Annotated in this window: 11 protein-coding genes; 9 read left to right on the forward strand and 2 right to left on the reverse strand. The window is 38.9% G+C overall.

Translation table 11 applies throughout. The annotated features are described in order from the left end of the window. Positions 1-239: 239 nt before the first annotated feature. The 8 genes from FLL46_RS26205 (at position 240) to rffA (ending at position 10,589) form a co-directional block, all read left to right on the forward strand. On the forward strand, positions 240-2,177 hold the full coding sequence (locus FLL46_RS26205) for a polysaccharide biosynthesis protein (protein WP_246119409.1): 1,938 nt from the start codon (positions 240-242) through the stop codon (positions 2,175-2,177). A gap of 702 nt (positions 2,178-2,879) precedes the next feature. Then, positions 2,880-4,355 (forward strand): hypothetical protein, encoded by a 1,476-nt coding sequence (locus tag FLL46_RS26210; RefSeq protein WP_142935293.1) that lies wholly within the window; start codon positions 2,880-2,882, stop codon positions 4,353-4,355. Between the two features lie 92 nt (positions 4,356-4,447). Beyond that, positions 4,448-5,167, forward strand: coding sequence for a WbqC family protein (locus tag FLL46_RS26215; RefSeq protein ID WP_142935294.1), 720 nt, complete (start codon positions 4,448-4,450; stop codon positions 5,165-5,167). A 70-nt stretch (positions 5,168-5,237) separates the two neighbouring features. Then, positions 5,238-6,167: a glycosyltransferase family 2 protein gene (locus FLL46_RS26220; protein ID WP_142935296.1), complete on the forward strand. Its 930-nt coding sequence runs from the start codon at positions 5,238-5,240 to the stop codon at positions 6,165-6,167. Beyond that, entirely contained in the window at positions 6,139-7,560 is a 1,422-nt protein-coding gene (locus tag FLL46_RS26225; protein ID WP_142935298.1) for an asparagine synthase-related protein, read from the forward strand. The genes FLL46_RS26220 and FLL46_RS26225 overlap by 29 nt, the downstream gene beginning before the upstream one ends. Further along, the gene (locus FLL46_RS26230; protein ID WP_142935300.1) at positions 7,561-8,517 is read left to right on the forward strand and encodes a lysylphosphatidylglycerol synthase transmembrane domain-containing protein; all 957 of its coding nucleotides are present in this window, start codon (positions 7,561-7,563) and stop codon (positions 8,515-8,517) included. A 28-nt stretch (positions 8,518-8,545) separates the two neighbouring features. Next, complete coding sequence (locus FLL46_RS26235) at positions 8,546-9,463, forward strand: sulfotransferase domain-containing protein (RefSeq protein WP_142935302.1); 918 nt, start codon at positions 8,546-8,548, stop codon at positions 9,461-9,463. After that, positions 9,456-10,589 carry a dTDP-4-amino-4,6-dideoxygalactose transaminase gene (gene rffA / locus FLL46_RS26240; protein ID WP_142935304.1) on the forward strand — a complete coding sequence of 378 codons (1,134 nt, stop codon included), beginning with the start codon at positions 9,456-9,458 and terminating at the stop codon, positions 10,587-10,589. The genes FLL46_RS26235 and rffA overlap by 8 nt, the downstream gene beginning before the upstream one ends. A 79-nt stretch (positions 10,590-10,668) precedes the next feature. Here rffA and FLL46_RS26245 read toward each other — a convergent pair whose 3' ends face one another. Both FLL46_RS26245 and FLL46_RS26250 read right to left on the reverse strand, forming a co-directional pair. Continuing rightward, on the reverse strand, positions 10,669-11,985 hold the full coding sequence (locus FLL46_RS26245; RefSeq protein WP_142935305.1) for a tail fiber domain-containing protein: 1,317 nt from the start codon (positions 11,983-11,985) through the stop codon (positions 10,669-10,671). Between the two features lie 20 nt (positions 11,986-12,005). Beyond that, the gene (locus FLL46_RS26250; RefSeq protein ID WP_142935307.1) at positions 12,006-12,449 is read right to left on the reverse strand and encodes a hypothetical protein; all 444 of its coding nucleotides are present in this window, start codon (positions 12,447-12,449) and stop codon (positions 12,006-12,008) included. A 209-nt stretch (positions 12,450-12,658) separates the two neighbouring features. Between FLL46_RS26250 and FLL46_RS26255 the strand changes: the two genes are divergently transcribed. Beyond that, positions 12,659-19,930: a DUF7933 domain-containing protein gene (locus tag FLL46_RS26255; RefSeq protein WP_142935309.1), complete on the forward strand. Its 7,272-nt coding sequence runs from the start codon at positions 12,659-12,661 to the stop codon at positions 19,928-19,930. Positions 19,931-20,018: the final 88 nt, after the last annotated feature.

Here is a 20,018-nt window from a genome sequence, read left to right on the forward strand (position 1 = left end):
GTAAATAGGTGATTCTTGGATTTTTGCCTCCCCAATCATTTTTGTCGCTTGTAATCTCAACGCTATGGATTTTCACTTAGTATGAATATTAGCCAACTCTTATTTAAACTTTCAAACTTGCAATTAATTCTATAAAATTCAGCACAATAAGAAATTTGAGGCTAAAATCAGTCAATCACGTACTCTTTTCGCTTACAGAACCGTTATAACAATATCTGCACTAATAAAGGAATAATTAAGTGGATAGAAAAAATTCAATGATATCTTCATTTATAGAATATTCCAGGCCAACCAAGCGAATTGTTTCGCTGGCTTTTGATTTCGTAGCAATTGTATCTAGTATTTATTTAGCACTAAATATTTCTATAAAAGATTATGTTGCTTCAGAAATAGGTAGTTATTTCTATTTTGCAGCCACTTCGTTGGTCAGTTTAGTCATATTTGCCAGAATTGGATTTTATCGAGCTATTCTTCGTTATATGGGGTTAAAGGCTATCTTTACCATTTCTGCAGGTATCACACTTTCGACGACTGCGTTTACCCTTAGTTGCCTCTATCTAGAAATTCCTATTACCCCTACCAGTGTATTGCTTTATTGGTCTTTTTCTCTTGTCACTATTGGTGGTGCCAGGTTACTGGCTATTGCACTAATCCGTTCAACACTAAATCTCTCATATACTATTGTTGCTATTTATGGTGCGGGAAGTTCAGGTCGTCAGCTCGCAAGGGCATTAAGCCAAAGTGACAAATATAAGATTGCGGCTTATTTTGATGATGAACCTACTATTATTGGTTCAGAAATCGACGGAGTAAAAGTTTATTCGCAAATTTCGATCGAAAATATAATCGAGAAAAAACTTGTTTCTCAAGTTTTATTGGCGATGCCATCGGCATCTCATGCTCGTCGTTCGGAGATACTAACGCACTTAGAGCCTTTCCCTATTAAAGTGAAGACCATTGCTTCGATGGAAGAAATAGTTAGTGGTAAGGTTCAAATTGAACAATTAAAAGAAATTGAGATTGAAGATCTTCTTGGTCGTGATTCTGTAGACCCGGACCAAACACTGCTACATTCTTGCATTACTGATAAAGTAGTTATGGTTACAGGCTCTGGTGGTTCTATTGGTTCAGAGCTTTGCCGCCAAATCATAGCTTTGAAACCATCTAGTTTAATTCTTTACGAGCTTTCCGAATTTGCCCTTTACTCTATCGAAAAAGAACTCAGAAGACTTAGTGCTAAATTAGAAATTGATGTAGATATTAAAGCTCTGTTGGGATCTGTTCAGCATAAGAACCGTTTGATCAAAGTTATGGAACGCTATAGCGTTCAAACCGTTTATCATGCTGCAGCATACAAACATGTACCTATTGTCGAACACAATATAGTTGAAGGTATTAGAAATAATGTCTTTGGTACCTGGTATGCTGCTGAGGCGGCTGCAGAAGCCAAGGTTGAGAGATTTGTTTTAGTCTCCACCGATAAAGCAGTACGACCTACAAATGTAATGGGGGCCTCTAAAAGACTGGCTGAACTCGTTTTACAAGCTCTAAATACACGAGGAGAGAATACTGTTTTTACAATGGTTCGGTTTGGTAATGTATTGGGCTCCTCTGGCTCTGTAGTTCCTCTCTTTCGAGAACAGATAAGAACCGGCGGCCCAGTTACTGTTACCCACAAAGATATAATACGCTATTTTATGACGATCCCAGAGGCCGCTCAGCTAGTAATTCAAGCAGGAGCAATGGGTAAAGGCGGCGATGTTTTTGTACTTGATATGGGAGATCAAGTTAGGATCTCTGAACTTGCTGAGAGAATGATTCACTTAATGGGACGCTCCGTTAAAAATAGTGCAAATCCTCAAGGAGATATTGAAATTCAGTATTCTGGTCTTCGCCCGGGAGAGAAATTATATGAAGAGTTGTTGGTTGGTGAGAATGTTGTAGGGACTAATCACCCCAAAATAATGACTGCGAATGAAGAACTTCTTCCCTGGGGCGATATGCAGAGAGCACTTATTCTTTTAAATGAGCTTTGTGATGGGATGGATTGTGATGGAATTGTACAAATGCTGCTTAAAATACCAACAGGATACAACCCTCAACATGAAGTTTGTGATTTGTTATGGGATAGTAATAAAGACAAGAATAATGTTTTGAGGTTTAAAACTCTTTCATAGAGCCACAACCATTGTTGGTTCATTAATCACTCTTAGTAAAACTGATTGAGAAAAGAGCTTATTTTTTAAGCCAAGTTTAGGAAGGCTAATTTGATTTAAAGTTATATCTAGCGAATTTTGGCAATAGCTGGTTAATCATAATTCACAGCGTGAGGGATAATAGCTTAACCAAGATTAATCTAAATACTGCGCAAGGCAAGCCCTTCCATTTATTAAACAGTCCAACTCTAAACTAAAATTATACTGTTCAAATGCCAAATCAACCGTCTTCAGTAAAATAATTTATAATCTTGCTCTTAAAAAAGACTGACAATATCTATGTTACTGACTATTTCTGAGAAATATATTAAACCTCTAGAATTATTTTCAAAGACGTTTCCCTTCCTAATCGTTTCTTCAATAGTTCTAATTATAATTAGTAGATTTATATTAAACTTTCAAAGTGGTATAGACTTAACAGACGAAAGTTTCTATTTTCTTCATTCCTCTCAACCCGAAAATATCCGCTCCAGCTTAACTTCTTTCGGATTTTATTCCAGTTTTCTGTTCTATTTAGCTGATGGAAATATATATTATTTCAGGCTCATAGGCTTTTTGATATTGCTTTTATCAGCGACTTTTTTCTCATGGTCGCTAAATTGCTACATCACCAGAAAAATTCTGTGTGGTGACAAATTGCTTGAACTTTCATGGATATTAACGTTGGCAATATCTGTGACCTTTTATTACTCAACATGGTTAGTTTCACCATCCTACAACTTCATGGTGTTGATTGGTTGCTTGCTGGTAAGCGCTTCTGCTATCCGTATTGTAACGAATGGTGCAACTACTAATGGGAGTAAACGTCAAGAATCAAGTACCAAAGACTACTTCTATATATCTCTCATAATAGCAGGATTACACCTTTGCTTTGTATCTAAACCCCCTTCGGCGTTGTTGTTGTATGTATTAGTGACAATTGTATTTTTTAGTGCCTATGTACCGATAAGAGCAATATCAAAAGCGTTAATTGTTGGTTTAGCGTGGTTAGCGTTATTTTTGATTCACGTCTCTTTGTTTGATGGATCATTGAATATTTATTTGGATAGAATTTCTCTTGCCTGGGAACTCAATTCCTTACTGAATTCAACCTTAGAGCCGTCTTTTATTCTTAATAAATTCTTATTCTATTTAAGAAATATTCTGAGTAAAGAGGTGGTACTAATAATCGGCGTAATTGCTCTTGTTGTTGGTTACATTAAGTACAGACTGAGCAATGTTATAAATTTACCAATGTTTATTAAAGACTCGGAAGCATCAATTAAGCTTGTGGCTTTTATTGGCGTATTTATTCTCATTTTCAACTACAAATTGTTTTATGGTTCGGATGTTGGTAAAGGAGGGGTCGCGTTACTTTTCTTTTTAGTCGCATGGTATTGGCTTTTTGAAACAAAACGAATTCAAAAAGAATGTAATCAAATATCGAATATTGAAATTTTGGCTTGTCTAATTTGGCTTTTTTCTTGTTCAATGGCTTTCTCTATTGGCTCTACCATTCATCCAATTCTCAAATCATCTCATAGCCTTATTTTTTGCGTTGGATGTCTTTGTTTTATTATCAGGGTTACTAACTTCAAGAGCGCAACGATCAAAGTTGAGTATTTGTACATGGCGGCCATACTATTAATGATAACCTTGAATATTAACTATGCTCAATTGAAGCCTTATCGATTAATAACGCCTATAGCCGAGCAAAATACAAAGGTCTTGTTACCTATCGATGGTGAACCTCATAAAGTAGATACTAAAACTGCAAAATATATTAATGATCTATCTAAAAGTGCTAAGAAGGCTGAATGGAAAGAAGGCATGGTTTTACTTGACTTAACTGGAGGAACCCCATTCGCTTCGTACTTTCTAAAGGCTAAAGTGATTGTGACTCCGTGGTATTTTGGAGGGCGGGATAATAGTGAACAATGGCTTCGCAAAGTACTTTCCCATGCTGACACCAGAGATTTAAATAGCGCATGGCTTTTGTTAGCCCCTAAAGGGCATTATCGATTTGATAAAAATATATTGTTTGAAATTGAAGGATACAAAAATATAGAATATGAGAAAGTCGGCTCTTTCACTAGTGGCTTTAGAAATGAACAACAAGAACTCTGGAAGCCCAAAAAAAATGGCGAACCAGATATTTAGCTTAGATTTTTAAATGTTGGTGATTTTAAGATCGAATACTCGAGAAGTTCAATATGAGTATCTTCACAAGTAAATAATAAGGAAAACAATTCGTGTTGATATCTATAATTCAACCATGTTTTATTCCGTGGTTGGGATATTTTGAGCAAATGGCTGTGGCAGATCTTTTTGTCTATATGGATGATGTGAAATATTCTAGGCAAAACTGGCGTAATAATAATAGGCTGCTGTGTCAATCTGTTCCAAAAAACATTTCTATTCCGGTCCAAAAAACTAATAAGTATTCGCTAATTAATCAAGTTTTAATTTCGAACAATCGAGACTGGCGAAAAGAGTTCTTAAATAAAGTAATGAATTGGTATCGCAGGGCGCCTTATTTTGAAGAAATATTTGATTTGATTTCGAATGTCGTATTAGAAAATCATGATAAGCTGGTATGTTTAAATTATAAGCTTAATTCAGCTATCGCCTTATATTTAGGAATTAAAACTCCCATAAAATTAACATCAATGGTACCTCGCTCCTCGAATGATAAAGTCACTCGGATTATTGAAATAGTAAAATATTTTAACGCCGACGTTTTGTACGACGGCAAATCTGCAGCCAATTTTATCGATAAGAAAGTGTTTATAGATAGCGGTATAACGGTTATATTTCAAGACTATAAACATACTCCTTACCGTCAAAACTTTTCCGAAAGCTTTGTTCCCTACATGTCTGTACTCGATTTATTGATGAACGAGGGACCGAGTTCACTAGATATAATCTTATCGAGTCCATTACCAGGGGAACTTGTAGCTTTAAAAAAATAATGGTCCATTTCTTAGCGATTTATTTTTGAATCTTGACCAACTTTAATAAGAATATATTCAAATTTCTATTATGAAACTTTCAATCGTTACTACATTATATAAATCTGCACCATTTGTTAATGAGTTCTATGAACGAATTACTTTAGAAGCACTAAAAATTACTGATGATTATGAGATCGTATTTGTAAATGATGGTTGCCCCGACGGTACTCTTAAGAAAGTAATTACACTTTATGAGAGTGATGAGAAAGTTAAGATAATAGAGCTGTCGAGAAATTTTGGCCATCATAGAGCTATTATGGTTGGGCTTGACTTTTGCGTGGGCGAGTATGTTTTTTTAATAGACTCTGATCTTGAGGAGTCTCCTGAGTGGTTGAGTTGTTTCCACGCTCGTGCAGTCGAAGAACAAGCAGATGTAATTATAGGTGTTCAATCGACGAGAGAAGGGACTTTAACAAAAAGAGTAGGTGGTAATTTATTCTATAAAATATTCAATACTCTTTCTTCTATAGAAGTTCCTGAAGGCGCTACGACTGCTCGCTTAATGAATAGACCTTTTATCAATTCATTAAAGAAGTTCAAGGAACGAGAATTGTTTTTTGCAGGTCTGTGTGAAATGACGGGATTTAACCAGCTAACTGTAGAGGTAACAAAATCATATAAAGGGCATACAAGTTACAGTTTTATTAAAAGGCTAAAACAATCGGTTGACGCAATAACTTCATTTAGTAATAGGCCTTTATATTTAATTTTTGTTGTTGGGTGTTTGGTGTTTTTGTTTTCATCATTATATATTGCCTGGATTTTTTATCAGAAATTGTTTCTCTCTTTGCAATTAGGTTATGCGTCTTTAATTGCATCAATCTGGGCTGTTGGAGGATTAACATTAATGTGCACCGGAATTTTGGGAATATACCTTGGGAAAATATTTAGCGAAGTTAAGTCACGGCCAACCATAATAAAGAGAATATTTGAAAGGACAGGTAGAAGTAATGATTAAAATCTTGAGAGGAGATATAAAGGACAGTAGCATAGAGCTTCCTGAAGGTTTCGACACGAATATATCGAATTGTGGGAAAATATCATTAACAAGAGATTTTTTTTCTTCTATTCCGTTGTTTTATTTTGTTGATAAAAATGAGTTGATCATTTCGGATTCCTATCTGGAGCTAACCGGGTTTTTGAGAACAAAAGAAGTTGCATTGTTTCCCGATAGTGAATATATAAAGTTATACATTACTTTTCAGACTCCGAATACTTCTCGAACTCTTTTAAAAAAAATAAAGCGTTTAAGGCCTGGCGAAAGGATATTTTTTGATGAACAAGGAAATCTTAAGTCAGAATTTGTAGAAAGAATTTCAAATGCTCATCACCGCTATACCAGTAATAACCTGAGAAGCCATATTGATGCAATTGTGGAAAAGTTAAATCCGAGTGATACTACTTTTCATATTAGTTCAGGTCTAGACTCATCTATACTTGCTATTAGAGCTGCTAGGGTATTTCCGGAAAGAAGCATTCATTTAGCAACATGCTTAACTAGGGGAGACGGATGTTCGAACGAGTTAGATAATTCAAAACGACTAGCTGAAGATATTGGTGCCGACCTGGTTATTTACGATCTAACTAATGTTGATATATTTAAAGAAGGGGAAAGCTTACTAAAGAATTGCTTGGGTTTTCCTGTTGCGCATCCTAGTCATCTTGTTGAGTATCTGTTGAATCAGAGAATTGTTGGTTCAGGCGCTAGTACCATTGTAAATGGAAAAGGCCCCGATGATTGCTTAGCCGGGTATTCTTGGCATCTAGATAAGTTCCAGAAAGCCATGGTTCATAAGAACCGCCTAACGGTGACTGCCGATGCTGATTTAATTGAATTGACTGGTAGCTCTATAGATCTAGTTGCAGAAGATGATATTTGGAAAGAGATAGAGAACCCATTAAGTTTGAACAAAAGACTAGAGTATGACGCTCGTTCGGTTACTGATGCATGGAATATAATCCATAGCTCGATTGCCAAAAGACTAGAGGTTCAAATAGTGAGTCCATTTATGGACCCAGTTATAAGGTCGGGTTTGTTCTCTCTTCCTGATAGTCAAAAAATCAATGGCCTTAGACAAAAGTATTTTCTTAGAGAGACGTTTAAAAATGATTACCCTGACTATATCCTCGATTTCTCTAAACATGGCTTTAGGCTAGATTTGCAACCTTACTTTCTGGATTATGATTCCGAAGAACTCTTTTTAAAGATAACTTGCAATTTACCCTGGGTGGATAGGTATTTCAACCTTAACAAAATAAAGATGATGATAGACTCTACAATTCATGGTAAGAAAAATTACGGCTGGCAGCTATGGAGTATTTTTTGCGTTGTTAATGCAATAAATAGTTGAATGTTACGAGTTTTTTCAAACAAGAGATTAAAAGTTGCAGTAAAATGGTCCGTTTTACTGGTAGCAACGGGCTATTTGTTTATATTTTCCGAATTTATAAATGTTTTCTCGTTGTTTGAAAACATCGTTATTGAATTCTTCGTTCTTTTCATGCTTTTTAGCCTTTTTAATCGAGCATTCAACGCTTACCGGATTAAACAGATAGCTGATATTCTTCAACGTAGTAATGAACTTGGATTTTTTAGTTCTTTTAGAATTTTGTTATTTTCTGAATTTGTAAGTGTGGTGATACCCACAACTTACAGCGCTGAATTGGTCAGAACATTTAAACTTTCTCAGTATAATCTAAGTTTAAAAAAAACTACTTTAGCTATCTTAGTTGATAGAAGTATTGGTTTGTTATTTCTGTGTATTGGTACTCTTGTCGCTTTTCTTGTATCAAATTACAAGTTAGCGAACTTTCTTGGAGAAGAGGTCTTTCACACCATTTATTTAGTTATTCTTGTTACGTTTTTTTTTCTAATAATAGTTATTTATCGTTTTAGGCGTTTATTTAGTGAGTTTGCGTTTAAATTTAAGCAATGGTTAGCACTAGATGAGATAGTTAAAGTATCCCTTGTTTCTTTTTCGTCTTTTGGAACAGGTGTAATTTCATATTATTTTGCATTTGTTGCCGCGGGTGTGGAATTATCTTTCGTCCATATTATTTTTATAGTATTTATGAGCTTTATTGGAAGATTGGTTCCATTTTCGATATTGGGAGTAAGTGCCGGTGAGATAGCCTTGGTGGTTGTCAGTGAGGGATTCGGGGTCAGTCATGAGCTAGCGTTATTCACAGCCATGATTGTAATTTTGAGTAAGTATTTGTTTTCAGCTATCGGATTTCTTACCGAGATTTATTTAGATGGGGTCAGTGTTGTAGCAGAGCACTTAAAAAAAGCTGCAAAAAGTATTTGATAAAAACAATTATTTTAAGGGTATACGTATGCCAAAGAGTGCCAAAGTTCCACTGTTTGTTGTTGCTGGAATGCCCCGTGGGGCGACTACATTTCTTTATCACTATTTATCGCAGCATCCAGAAATATTTTTACCATTTAGGAAAGAAATAAATTATTTTAATGTGAAAAACAATCTCGGAATTGATTGGTATCTTTCTTTATACCGAGAAATGGATTCCGAATTAATCGCCGGTGACATTAGCCCATTGTGTTTTTTTAACCGCGACTCTATTTCGGAAATAAAGGCTTATAGTAAAGAGGTTAAAGTGATATTAGTAATACGGGACCCGGCAGAGTGGGCGGTTTCTTTTTACTACCAGTTCAAATCATTTACAAATAACATGCCTTCACTAAATGAGTTTTTAACCAAAGGACATTTATATAATGTTGGAGATGAACAATTATTCCTCAAATTTTCTGGGAATTGGATAGGCGAACGAATTAAGGAATATCAAGCTGAATTCGGAGATAATGTCCTGATATATAATTTCTCTTATTTTAAAAAGAATCCATTAAACGTACTAAAAACGATTGAGCAATTTCTGGATATATCTAACTATTTTACTTCAGAAAACTTTGACAACCGTAGAATAAACGAATCAAAACGTAGAAATATAAGATTAGTGTCATGGTTACTTAGTCGGGAACTAGTTATCAACACAATAGGAAAATTAGTGCCGCGAAAACTAATCATGAAACTTCGAGCTTTATTTGATCGCATTAGTTCAAAAAACCGAGGTGAGTCGAGTAAAAATGCAACACACACCGATAGGGATATAGAAATAGCGTCCGAATTTTTTAGGGAAGACACGGTTAAAGTTTCTGAATTATTCAAAGAATCTCCTGTGCTTATTGGTTTGTCTGTTGAGAAATCTAGCAGTAAAAGTGAAAATAATAATGAGTGAATATAGTATTCCGTTCAATAAACCTTATATGACAGGAAGAGAGTTAAAGCATATCGCAGAGGCGCACGAAAACGGTCGGTTGGCTGGCGATGGCCCTTTTACTCAATTGTGCCATCAATGGTTAGAAGAGAGAGGAAATTGCCACAAGGCACTCCTGACTCATTCTTGCACGGCTGCTTTGGAAATGTCGGCTTTGCTACTGAATATAGAGCCTGGCGACGAAATTATAATGCCTTCTTATACTTTTGTATCGACTGCAAATGCTTTTGTTTTAAGGGGGGGCGTACCAGTATTTGTTGATATAAGAGAAGACACTTTAAATCTTAATGAAGATTTGATCGAAGCTGCAATTAGCTCAAAGACAATAGCTATTGTGGCTGTTCATTATGCAGGTGTTGCTTGTGAAATGGACAAAATCATGGCTATTGCTAAACGTCATCGCCTAAAAGTTGTTGAGGATGCAGCACAAGGCATGATGGCAAGTTATAAAGGTAAAGCTTTGGGCAGTATTGGAGAGCTTGGTGTGTTTAGTTTTCACGAAACTAAAAACATTATTTCAGGAGAAGGGGGCGCATTGCTCATCAATGAGCCTAGTTTGACCTCGAGAGCTGAAATCATTCGTGAAAAAGGTACCGATCGTGGTTCATTTTTTCGCGGAGAAGTTGACAAGTATACCTGGTGCGAGCAAGGTTCCTCGTTTTTACCCGGTGAACTCATAGCTGCATTTTTGTGGGCTCAGCTCGAAGAAGCTAATCAAATAACTCAGTCGCGCCTAAAGTTGTGGCAGTATTATCATGATTCATTAGAAGATGCTGAGAGCAAAGGTATAATTCGACGTCCTGTAATACCTGATGGATGTGTCCATAACGCTCATATGTATTATGTTTTATTAAGTCCTGAAATAGAAAGAAACGAATTACTTCTTGATTTTAAGCGAAACGATATTCAAGCAGTATTTCATTATGTGCCATTACATTCGTCTCCTGCCGGGAGCCATTACGGAAAAGTGAGTGGGAAGTTAAGCCAAACTGAGAGCCTTTCAGAACGCATAGTCCGACTTCCGTTATGGCTAGGTATGTCGGAAAGCCAGCAAGAGAAAGTAGTAGAACTATTGAGCAATTCTTAAATTTAAGTTCTTAATAAAAAAGGCTCCATGAAACTAATTCATGGAGCCTTTAATAAATACTTCAAAATGACTAAATAACTTACTTTGACGAGAGTTGCTCTAAAGTTTTTTCGATTAAAGCTAATCTTTCATTAAGTAATTTGTTTTGTTTTTCTAAAGACTCTATTTTACTATTCTTGTCTTTTACCTCTTCATTCAATGCTTGAATGGCAGCTAGTGCTATACCGCTGGTGTCTAATGAGGCGATGTGTTTATCGTCACTACCCAAACCAAATAGTTCATAGAACTCTTCAGCTATCGGCCCGATGTGTTTGATTGAAGAACCGTCATTGATATAGTTCCATTTTTTAATAGCTAGCTTTGAGAGCATATTAAGAATTTTTCCAGAGTCGACGGATACTATATTATCTTTAACAGTGCGACTAGAGCTAGAAACCACAGTTCCATTAACTACAAGTTGTGTATTAGTGAGTCTCATAAGCTCATCAGACGCCATATTTCTTATAACAAATTGATTGTCATTAAGCAGCAAATTGTAATTATCGTGTGGATCCGCGTTTCCATCTGCAGTGTCTGCTCTTGATATCAAGAAACCATTTCCTGAAGAATAGGTTCCAACTGTCCATTCTTTACCGGCGTTATTTCTGTGCTCGAATTTAATGTTACTTCCGTGTTCGCTGTTTAAGGTCAGTAATGTGCGAACGTCTGCAGATCCAGTTGCGGTGTCACTAATAATAGTACTTGCGCTAGCCCCCTCTACATTTAGTTTAGCGTCTGGTGATTCAGTACCTAACCCAATATCTCCATCTGCCGCAACAAATATACTACCTGTAGGCGCACCAGGCTTAATCTTAAACGGCAACTTACTCCCGTTAGTTGTATCCCGAATAAAAAAGTTAGCTTCATTTCCAGCCACATCCCAAGTCTGAGAGGCAAAACCAGAGGAACCATCCTGTTCTAAGCGTAGTGTTGGAGAGTTACCTTCTTTAACGTGTAAATTAACTACTGGTGTTGCAGTACCAAAACCAATTCTCCCGCCATCATCTACATAAAGCGAGTTTGTTGGTGCGCCAGCTTCAACTGTAAATGGAGTTTTACTCCCGGTGATATCATCAATCGAAAATCTGTTTGCACCACCATTGGAGCTATCATTCGCTGTTAATTGCCAGTCGTTGCTTGGGAATGAAGCGGAGGTACTTGTGTCTTGAAATTTAATTCTAAGATTGTTTTCTTTAAGTCTTAATGTATCGAACCCAAAAGATTCGCCATTACTACAGTCCTGCCCAACACAAAGACTTTGAGTGATAATGACATCGTCTAGATGTTGAACATCTGCTAAGACTAAAGCACTATAAACGGAAAGAGCCGCAATTGACCCTATTGCAATTTTTTTCATTATGATCTCCTTAGGGTCAATTAGTTTTCGCTATTCAAAGTACGAGGATTAATAGTGATATTGGTTTTTTCTAGCTTGTTTTTGCTGACTAGTACGCCATTTGAAATTCTAAAATGCCCCGAAACTTTTTTAGACTCAACAATTTTTCTTTTTGTTTTACCGCGTCCATTAAATTCATCAACAACGTCTTCTTCACCAAGCGTCTTGATTTCAACGAACTCATACTTATAAAGACCATCTTTACGTGCATTCACTTCGTCAAGAGAAAGAAGTGCGTTACCGCCAGCTTTTTCTGATGTATAACGAAATTTATCTGGTCCGGTGATTGTCATTTTGACAGAGTCACCATATAAGCTACTTTTCATTTGAATAGCATTGTCTGAAAGTTTTACATCATTTGCTACTACGGAGCCTGCCAATCCTATAGCAAGGCTTGTAGCTACTACTGATTTTAGTACTCTCATTATTTCCCTCCAAGGCTTTTTTGATAATTAGGGATTACACTGGTTATTCGGAATTTTAGCACTGACTATTGGGTATAGCAATTATGATTAAATAGCATTGAACTTATCTATGTCATAATAAAATCATTTTCTACTTTCCGTTGGTCTTTAAGGAGTTACTGAGCTAAACTTCTCTAAATAATAATACGCCTCATAATAAGGAACCTCCTGTGCCACTAGCTAATCTTGTCACCAATTTTAAAATTGGTTGCGTTGTGTTCGTTATATTTTGTTTACACATTGGTTCAGCTCGCGCTGCGCCGCCGACGTTTAACGCAACTGTCACACCTTCTACGGTGGGGCCAGGAAGTACTGCGACAGTAACTTTTACTATTACAAATGTTGATGCAACACCGGTTACCAGTGCAGGTTTTACGAATACGTTGCCAGCAGGGCTCGTTCACGGGACACCATCTGACGTAACAACGACATGTGCGAATGGGGCTTTAACTGCGGCTGATGGAGGTACAACACTCACGTTTTCAGGATACGATTTAGCCGGTAGTTCGTCTTGCACGGTAACGATCGATGTTTTGGCGTCGACGACGGCTGGCGTATACACCATCTTAACAGGCGACTTAACTTCCAGCGAAGGAAATAGTGGTAGCGCAACGGCTAATTTAACAGTTGTTACCAACAGACCTGGATATACAATGTCATTCTCACCAACCTCTATCAATCGAGGAGCGATTTCTACGCTCACGCAGACTTTTGACAATACCCAAAATGGAGCAAGAGTTGGAGATTTGAGTTCGACCGTTGATTTACCTTTAGGCTTAGTTATCGCAGATGAACCGAATGCGACTTCAGATTGTGGCTCAGCTAACGCTCCTGTCACCATTACTGCAAATGCAGGAGCAAGTAGTGTTGTTTTTAATGCAGATGGAAGTACATTTTTTCCTGGTTTTGAGGCGCTATCTGCGGGGGCAAGTTGCACAGTTACTGTTGATGTAAAAAGTACCGGAGTTGGTACCTTTACAGCCGTCGAAACTGACGCTTTAGCTGATTTTAACAGTATGGGGGGCGCTAAAGCTGCTATTGTGTCGACTCAGGCATTTGCATTGATGGAGTTTGAGGATAACCCGACAACGCCAGGGGCAACTACGAACTTAAAAGTGACATTAACTAACTTTGATCGTTCTGGTACGGCGACTAACATTGCTTTTACCGATGATCTGGACGCAGCTTTGTCAGGTTTAGTCGCAACGAGCTTGCCAGCAGAACCTTGCGGAATAGGTTCTTCATTAAGTGGTACGTCGACAATAAGTTTGACCGGCGGTTCACTTGCACCTGAGGCGTCCTGTACTTTTAGTGTTCCAGTGCAGATCCCTGCGGGGGCGGCTGCTTCAAGTAATACTAACACTACCAGTACCTTCACCTATGATCTTGACGGAAGTGGTGTGATAAAGCCTGCTGTTTCGCACAATCTAACAATAACTCAGGCACCTACGATTAGCTTAAGTGTTACGCCAGATCCTGTCATTGTTGGAAACAATATTACCGCAAGTTTTGCTATTAACAATATCGATACTGTGCAGGCCGCCACTGATATCGCGTTTACCTCTGAACTGACCGCATTTTTACCTTTTCCGGTGACTATACCAAGCTTTCCAACAAACCCTTGTGGTACCGGTTCGTCAATTTCGTTAGCGACCCCAGATATTGACACTCAAGTTTTATCACTAACCGGCGGTAATCTGGCTGCGGGAGCTTCTTGCAACTTTAATGTAGATATTACAGTTCCGAGCACAATGTCACCGGGAAATTATACGATGACCACTGAGAAAATTAGTGCGACGATTAATAGTGCTACAGTGACAGGAGGAACTACGTCCGACTCATTTCAGATAATTTCAGCTCCAACGTTGTCGATAGAGTTTGATAACACAACTTTAATCCCTGGTGGATCGAATACGGCAACCTTTACGCTATCCAATAACCCCAACTCACCAACTGACGCAACTACAGTCGCTTTTACTGTTGACTTAGATGCGGCGCTAACAGGTTTAACAACAACTGGCTTCAGTTCAAATACTTGTGCCGGTTCTATATTGTCAGGTACTTCAATTATAGACTTTTCAAATGGCGCTTTAGCGGCTGGTACTAGTTGTAGTTTTAATGCGACTTTGCAATTACCAGGTGGTGGAGTATCAAGTAATGTTAACGTCACCTCTAGTGTGATCAATGCGACGGTTGATGGAAATGCGGTAACTAGCCCCGCAGTAACTTCAAGTTTTGATGTTGTTACACTTACAGCAAGTATGGTTGTTAGTGATAATGATGGAGATGCGGATAACAACGTGCAGCCAGGAAGCACCACTGCAACTATTGATTTTAGTTTTACTAACAATTCGACACTTGATCAGAGTGCTATAGGATTTGGGCTGGATCTAAATAGTGCACTGAGTGGCCTTGTATCCAGCTCGGGTACGCTTAACAATATTTGTGGTGCAGGTTCCTCTATTTCAGGGACAAACTCCTTGAGTTTTACCAATGGACAACTATCGGCGGGTGGTAGTTGTAATTTCAGCGTGACGTTAACGGTTCCTGGTGCCGCTACCGACGGTGACTATACTTTGCTTTCAAACGCACTTAGTTTTACTGAAAACTCCACACTTTATGCACTTAACCCGTTGACCACTAATTTTAATATTGAGACTGATACAGCGCCGTCAATATTTTCAATCACTTCCAGTGTTTCTCCACTAACCGGAGTCGCGCCTATTCCTATGGAAATCGTATTTTCCGAGGATGTAGAGGGGTTTGTCGATACAGATATTACGGTGACCAACGGAACGGCTAGCAATTTAGTTCAGGTGACTGCTGACCGTTACACATTTGATATTACTTCTCCTGTGGATGGGACAACAATTGATGTTCAGCTACTAGCGGGTGTGGTAGAGGAGGCAGGCGCTGGGACACAAACCAATACTGCCTCTAGTGTGTTCTCTATTGGTTATGATACGTCGGCATTACCGACCGGCATTGTCACTGTTCCGGCAAACGTACAAGTCAATACCGGACCGACAACGGCAACTGTTACTTACAGCAATGCGACAATACACAGTTTGACCAATGACAAAGTAAATCTGATTACCACCGGAACCGCGAGTACAGCAAACTTTGTTGATAATAATACGCCTAATCCCGACATTACGGTTATTAATGGAACAACTGCTACACCGACGATTCAGATCTCGAATATTGTAGGTGATGGAACAATTGCCGTAGGAATTGATCCTCTCACGGCGCGAAATAATGTGGGAGATGTTCAAGCAATTGCAGATAGCACAAATTCCATAAGCGTCGACAACACAGCGCCAACAGTTGCAATAACTAGTGGTGTTTCTGATCCGACTAATTCTGCATTTACAATTAATATTGATTTTACAAATCCAGCAACAAGTGGTCCTGATACTTCAATTACAGGATTTACCAGTTCGGATGTAATTTTAAGTAACGCAAATATTAGTGGTTTTACTGGCAGCGGTAGCAGTTATTCTGCCACGATAACACCTACTAATAATGGAAATGTAACTGTTGATATTAGTTCTGCCGTGGCGTTTGATGATCATGGCAACGGAAATGTCGCAGCCCCGCAATTTTCTGTAACTTATGATATTGAAGCTCCAAATGGTTATGCAGTTGCAATTGATACACCACAACCATTTATCAATGCATCAAATGATACAGCATTCCAATTTTCATATAGTGGTGCTGAAATAACTAGTCAATACAGCTATACGATAACTGATGGTGTTAATACTTCTACACCAGTGACGGGAACTATTACAACTGCAAGCGGCAGTTTTACTGGAATTGACGTTAGTAGTTTTAACGAAGGGACGTTAACCTTAAGTTTTACTTTGACTGATGTTGCTGGTAATACCGGTGGCGCATCTACCGACACAATCATCAAACAATATAACGATGCACCAGTAATTACAGAAGGTGCGACAACCAATGTTGTCATGAGTGAAGACAGCACGCCTACACCCTTTAGTTTGACACTAAACGCGACCGACCCTGAAAATGAAACTATCACCTGGAGTGTTAGTTCAGCCGCGAGCAATGGTGTAGCAAGTACGAGTGGGGATGGTACCAGCAAGGTCATCAACTATACGCCAAACGCTAACTTTAATGGCGCGGATAGTTTTACCGTTGAAATAACAGACAGCAATGCGTTAGATCCACTGACTGACAGTATTGTGGTTAATGTGCAAGTTAATCCTGAAAATGATGCGCCAGTATTTGACTCAACTTCTGTTAATGCCGTGTTGGAAGATGCTGTTTACGTTTATAACATCGTAACATCAGATATTGATGTTGGTGATAATTTAGCAATTACTGCTACAACAATTCCGTCATGGTTATCCCTGACTAGTGGAGCGAATGGTACTGCAGTACTAACCGGTACTCCGCTTAATGAACATGTTGGTAATAATTCAGTAACGCTGGTTGTTACGGACGATAGTGGGGCTGCTAACAACTCTGCCACACAAAGCTTTACGATTGTCGTTGGAAATACCAATGATGCACCAACCTTTGATTCAACTGCTATTACTACTGGTACTGAGGACGCTAATTATATTTATAACGTCACAGGTAGTGATGTGGATTTGGGTGATAGTATTTCATTCAGTGCTAGTGTGCTACCCGCTTGGTTATCTTTGACTGATAATGGGAATGGGACCGCTACGTTAACTGGCACACCGCTTAATGCTAATGTTGGAAATAACAATGTTACTTTGGTGGTAACTGATAGCAATAGCGCAACAGACACTCAGAGCTTTGTGATAGACGTTGTCAATACAAATGACTTACCTACTGGATTACCGGTAGTCACCGGCACATTATTACGAAACGAAACGCTTAGTGTTGATACGTCATTGATGAGTGACGACGACGGTTTTGGCCCATTTAGTTATCAATGGCGAAGAAGTGGTGTAAATGTTACCGGAGCGACTAATAGCACATACGTTTTAGGTGAAGATGATGTCTGGCAAACCTTTAGCGTTATCGTTAGTTATACCGACCTACGTGGTACTAACGAATCGTTAGTTAGCGCCGAAAGTGGCACCGTGTCTGACTTAGATTCTGACGGCGATGGTATTTTTGACCTTGAAGAAGGTACTGGTGATTCTGACGGAGATGGTATACCCGATTATCTAGACGAGGATAGCGATAATGACGGTATTCCTGATAGTGAAGAGGGTAATGGCGACTCTGATACAGACGGTATTCCAGATTATCTTGATACATCTCTCGATGAAGATGGTGATGGTATCCCTGATGCACTTGAAGGTGGTGCCAACATCGACACTGATGGCGACGGAACTGTTGATGCTTTTGATAGTGACAGTGACAATGATGGAATAACCGATTTAGAAGAATCCGGTGCTAGCGGTGTTGATACCGATGGCGATGGTATTGATGACACATTTGATGTCGATGCTACAGGCGGCACCGATGCTAATGGAGATGGAATTGATGACAATGTTGCTCTATTAGACAGTGATGGGGACGGTATTCCAGACCACCTTGATAGAGACAGTGACAATGACTCTGTACCTGACGCACTCGAAAATCGGGTAGGTTTGCAGCTTAAACTATCAACCGAAACCTATAAAAATACACAAATGGCTGTATCTGATACAGATGGCGACGGTGTAATGGATTATCTCGATCCTGATAGTGATGAAGACGGCATTAGCGATTTAGCAGAGGCTGCCACCAGCATTATCGATAGCGATATGGATCAGATTATCGATGAATTTGACGTAGATTTTACCGGTGGACTTGATGTTGATCTGGATGGGGTCGATGATGCGGCAATGTTGCAAAATTCTGATAACGATTTAACGCCGGATATGTTTGATCTTGATGCCGACAATGATGGTCATAATGACGTAACCGAAGCTGGTCTAACCGATGCGGATTTAAACGCGTTAGTTGATTCTGCTGCTGAACGTACCGATACACCAAGAGACACTGATGCCGATGGATTGGCGGATTACCGAGATCTAGATAGTGATAATGATGGTAGTTTTGATATCGAAACGAGCGGGGCTGCGACACTTGACCTGGATGGTGATGGCCAAGTTGATGACGCGTCGGCCGACGCTGACGGTGATGGTATCATCGACGCTTTGGATGATGAACCAAACCAATTCGGGACCAGTCGTGACAGAGATCTTGATGGAGTGCCGAGCAGCGTGGATCGAGATGATGACGGTGATGGTATATCTGACCTGGTTGAAGGTAATCAAGACTCGGATGGAGACGGCATTATCGATTCTCTTGATTCCGACAGCGACAATGATGGTTTAGCAGATATGTATGAAGCTGATCGCCCCATGCCTTCAGGCAATGATGTTGATAGAGATGGTATCGACGATCGATATGACGTTGATTTTACTGGCGGTAACGATGCGAATGCTGACGGTGTAGATGATGCTTTTGTTAATACCGACTCAGATAGTGATGGTACTGCTGATTATCTGGATAACGACAGTGACAATGACAGCATTTCTGATTCTGAAGAACAGCTGACCGTAACACTGTCAGGTAATGACACAGACATGGATGGATTGGATGATGCTGTTGACGTCGATTCTACCAATGGTACTGACTCAAATGGCGATGGTCAGGACGATAGCACTATATCCGGCGATGATATTGATGGAGATGGAGTATTAGCTTTCAGAGATAGCGATACAGATGGAGATGGAATATCTGATATTAATGAAAATGGAGATTTTAATGGTGATGGTGTAAATGATCGTCTGCAAGCTGTAGTTGAAGTTCGCGCAACATCTGGCGGCGGGTCGATGGGAGTTGTGATTATACTATTCCTTTTGCTGGCGTTAGCCCATCGCAAAAAGTTTACTCGTAAGCTGGTCATTTTGTTTTGTGCCGGTTCGGCGTTTTCTGCGCAGGCTTTTGAAAATTGCGATTCAGATACCGGTGAAACATGTTGGTATGCGGAACTTGGTGTTGGCCGCTCACATTTTGATCCAGTTACAGAAAATACTAGTTGGGATGTATCTCGAGACGCTGACACAGCATATAAATTTGCTGTAGGGTTCGATTTTCAAAATGACTGGTTCGCTGAATTTGGTTATAGCCGATTAGGAAAAGCCAAACTCGTAAGCCAAAATCCGGCATTTTCTAATAATGGATTTATTAATTACAACGCTACAGAGGCGGCGCTTGGGTATCGGCTAAAACCCAGTACAGGCAATTATAGTTTTTATTTTAAAGCTGGCTTGGTCGCGTTGGAGACTAATTCTAACTTTATTGCTGATGATGATGACGATGCTACCTTATTAGGTTTTGGCTTTTATTGGGATAAAAAAGATGGACGATCCCTGAAGCTGGGCTTTGACCAATATGGAGAGGACACTTATTTAGTATCTTTAAGCCTGCAAAACTACTTCTAAAGCATAGATATCTATTCGAACGTCGAAACGGTGAAAACAACCTATTTTCACCGTTTCGGTTTATTTTTTGTGCTATATACGTAAATCC

Origin of the sequence: Aliikangiella coralliicola, assembly GCF_007004725.1 — a bacterium.
GTDB classification, from domain to species: domain Bacteria; phylum Pseudomonadota; class Gammaproteobacteria; order Enterobacterales; family Kangiellaceae; genus Aliikangiella; species Aliikangiella coralliicola.

Coding starts and splice junctions, on each gene's coding strand:
- FLL46_RS26220 (WP_142935296.1), top strand. CDS start 5,238: ATGAAACTTTCAATCGTTACTACATTATATAAATCTGCACCATTTGTT.
- FLL46_RS26230 (WP_142935300.1), top strand. CDS start 7,561: ATGTTACGAGTTTTTTCAAACAAGAGATTAAAAGTTGCAGTAAAATGG.
- FLL46_RS26235 (WP_142935302.1), top strand. CDS start 8,546: ATGCCAAAGAGTGCCAAAGTTCCACTGTTTGTTGTTGCTGGAATGCCC.
- rffA (WP_142935304.1), top strand. CDS start 9,456: ATGAGTGAATATAGTATTCCGTTCAATAAACCTTATATGACAGGAAGA.
- FLL46_RS26245 (WP_142935305.1), bottom strand. CDS start 11,985: ATGAAAAAAATTGCAATAGGGTCAATTGCGGCTCTTTCCGTTTATAGT.
- FLL46_RS26250 (WP_142935307.1), bottom strand. CDS start 12,449: ATGAGAGTACTAAAATCAGTAGTAGCTACAAGCCTTGCTATAGGATTG.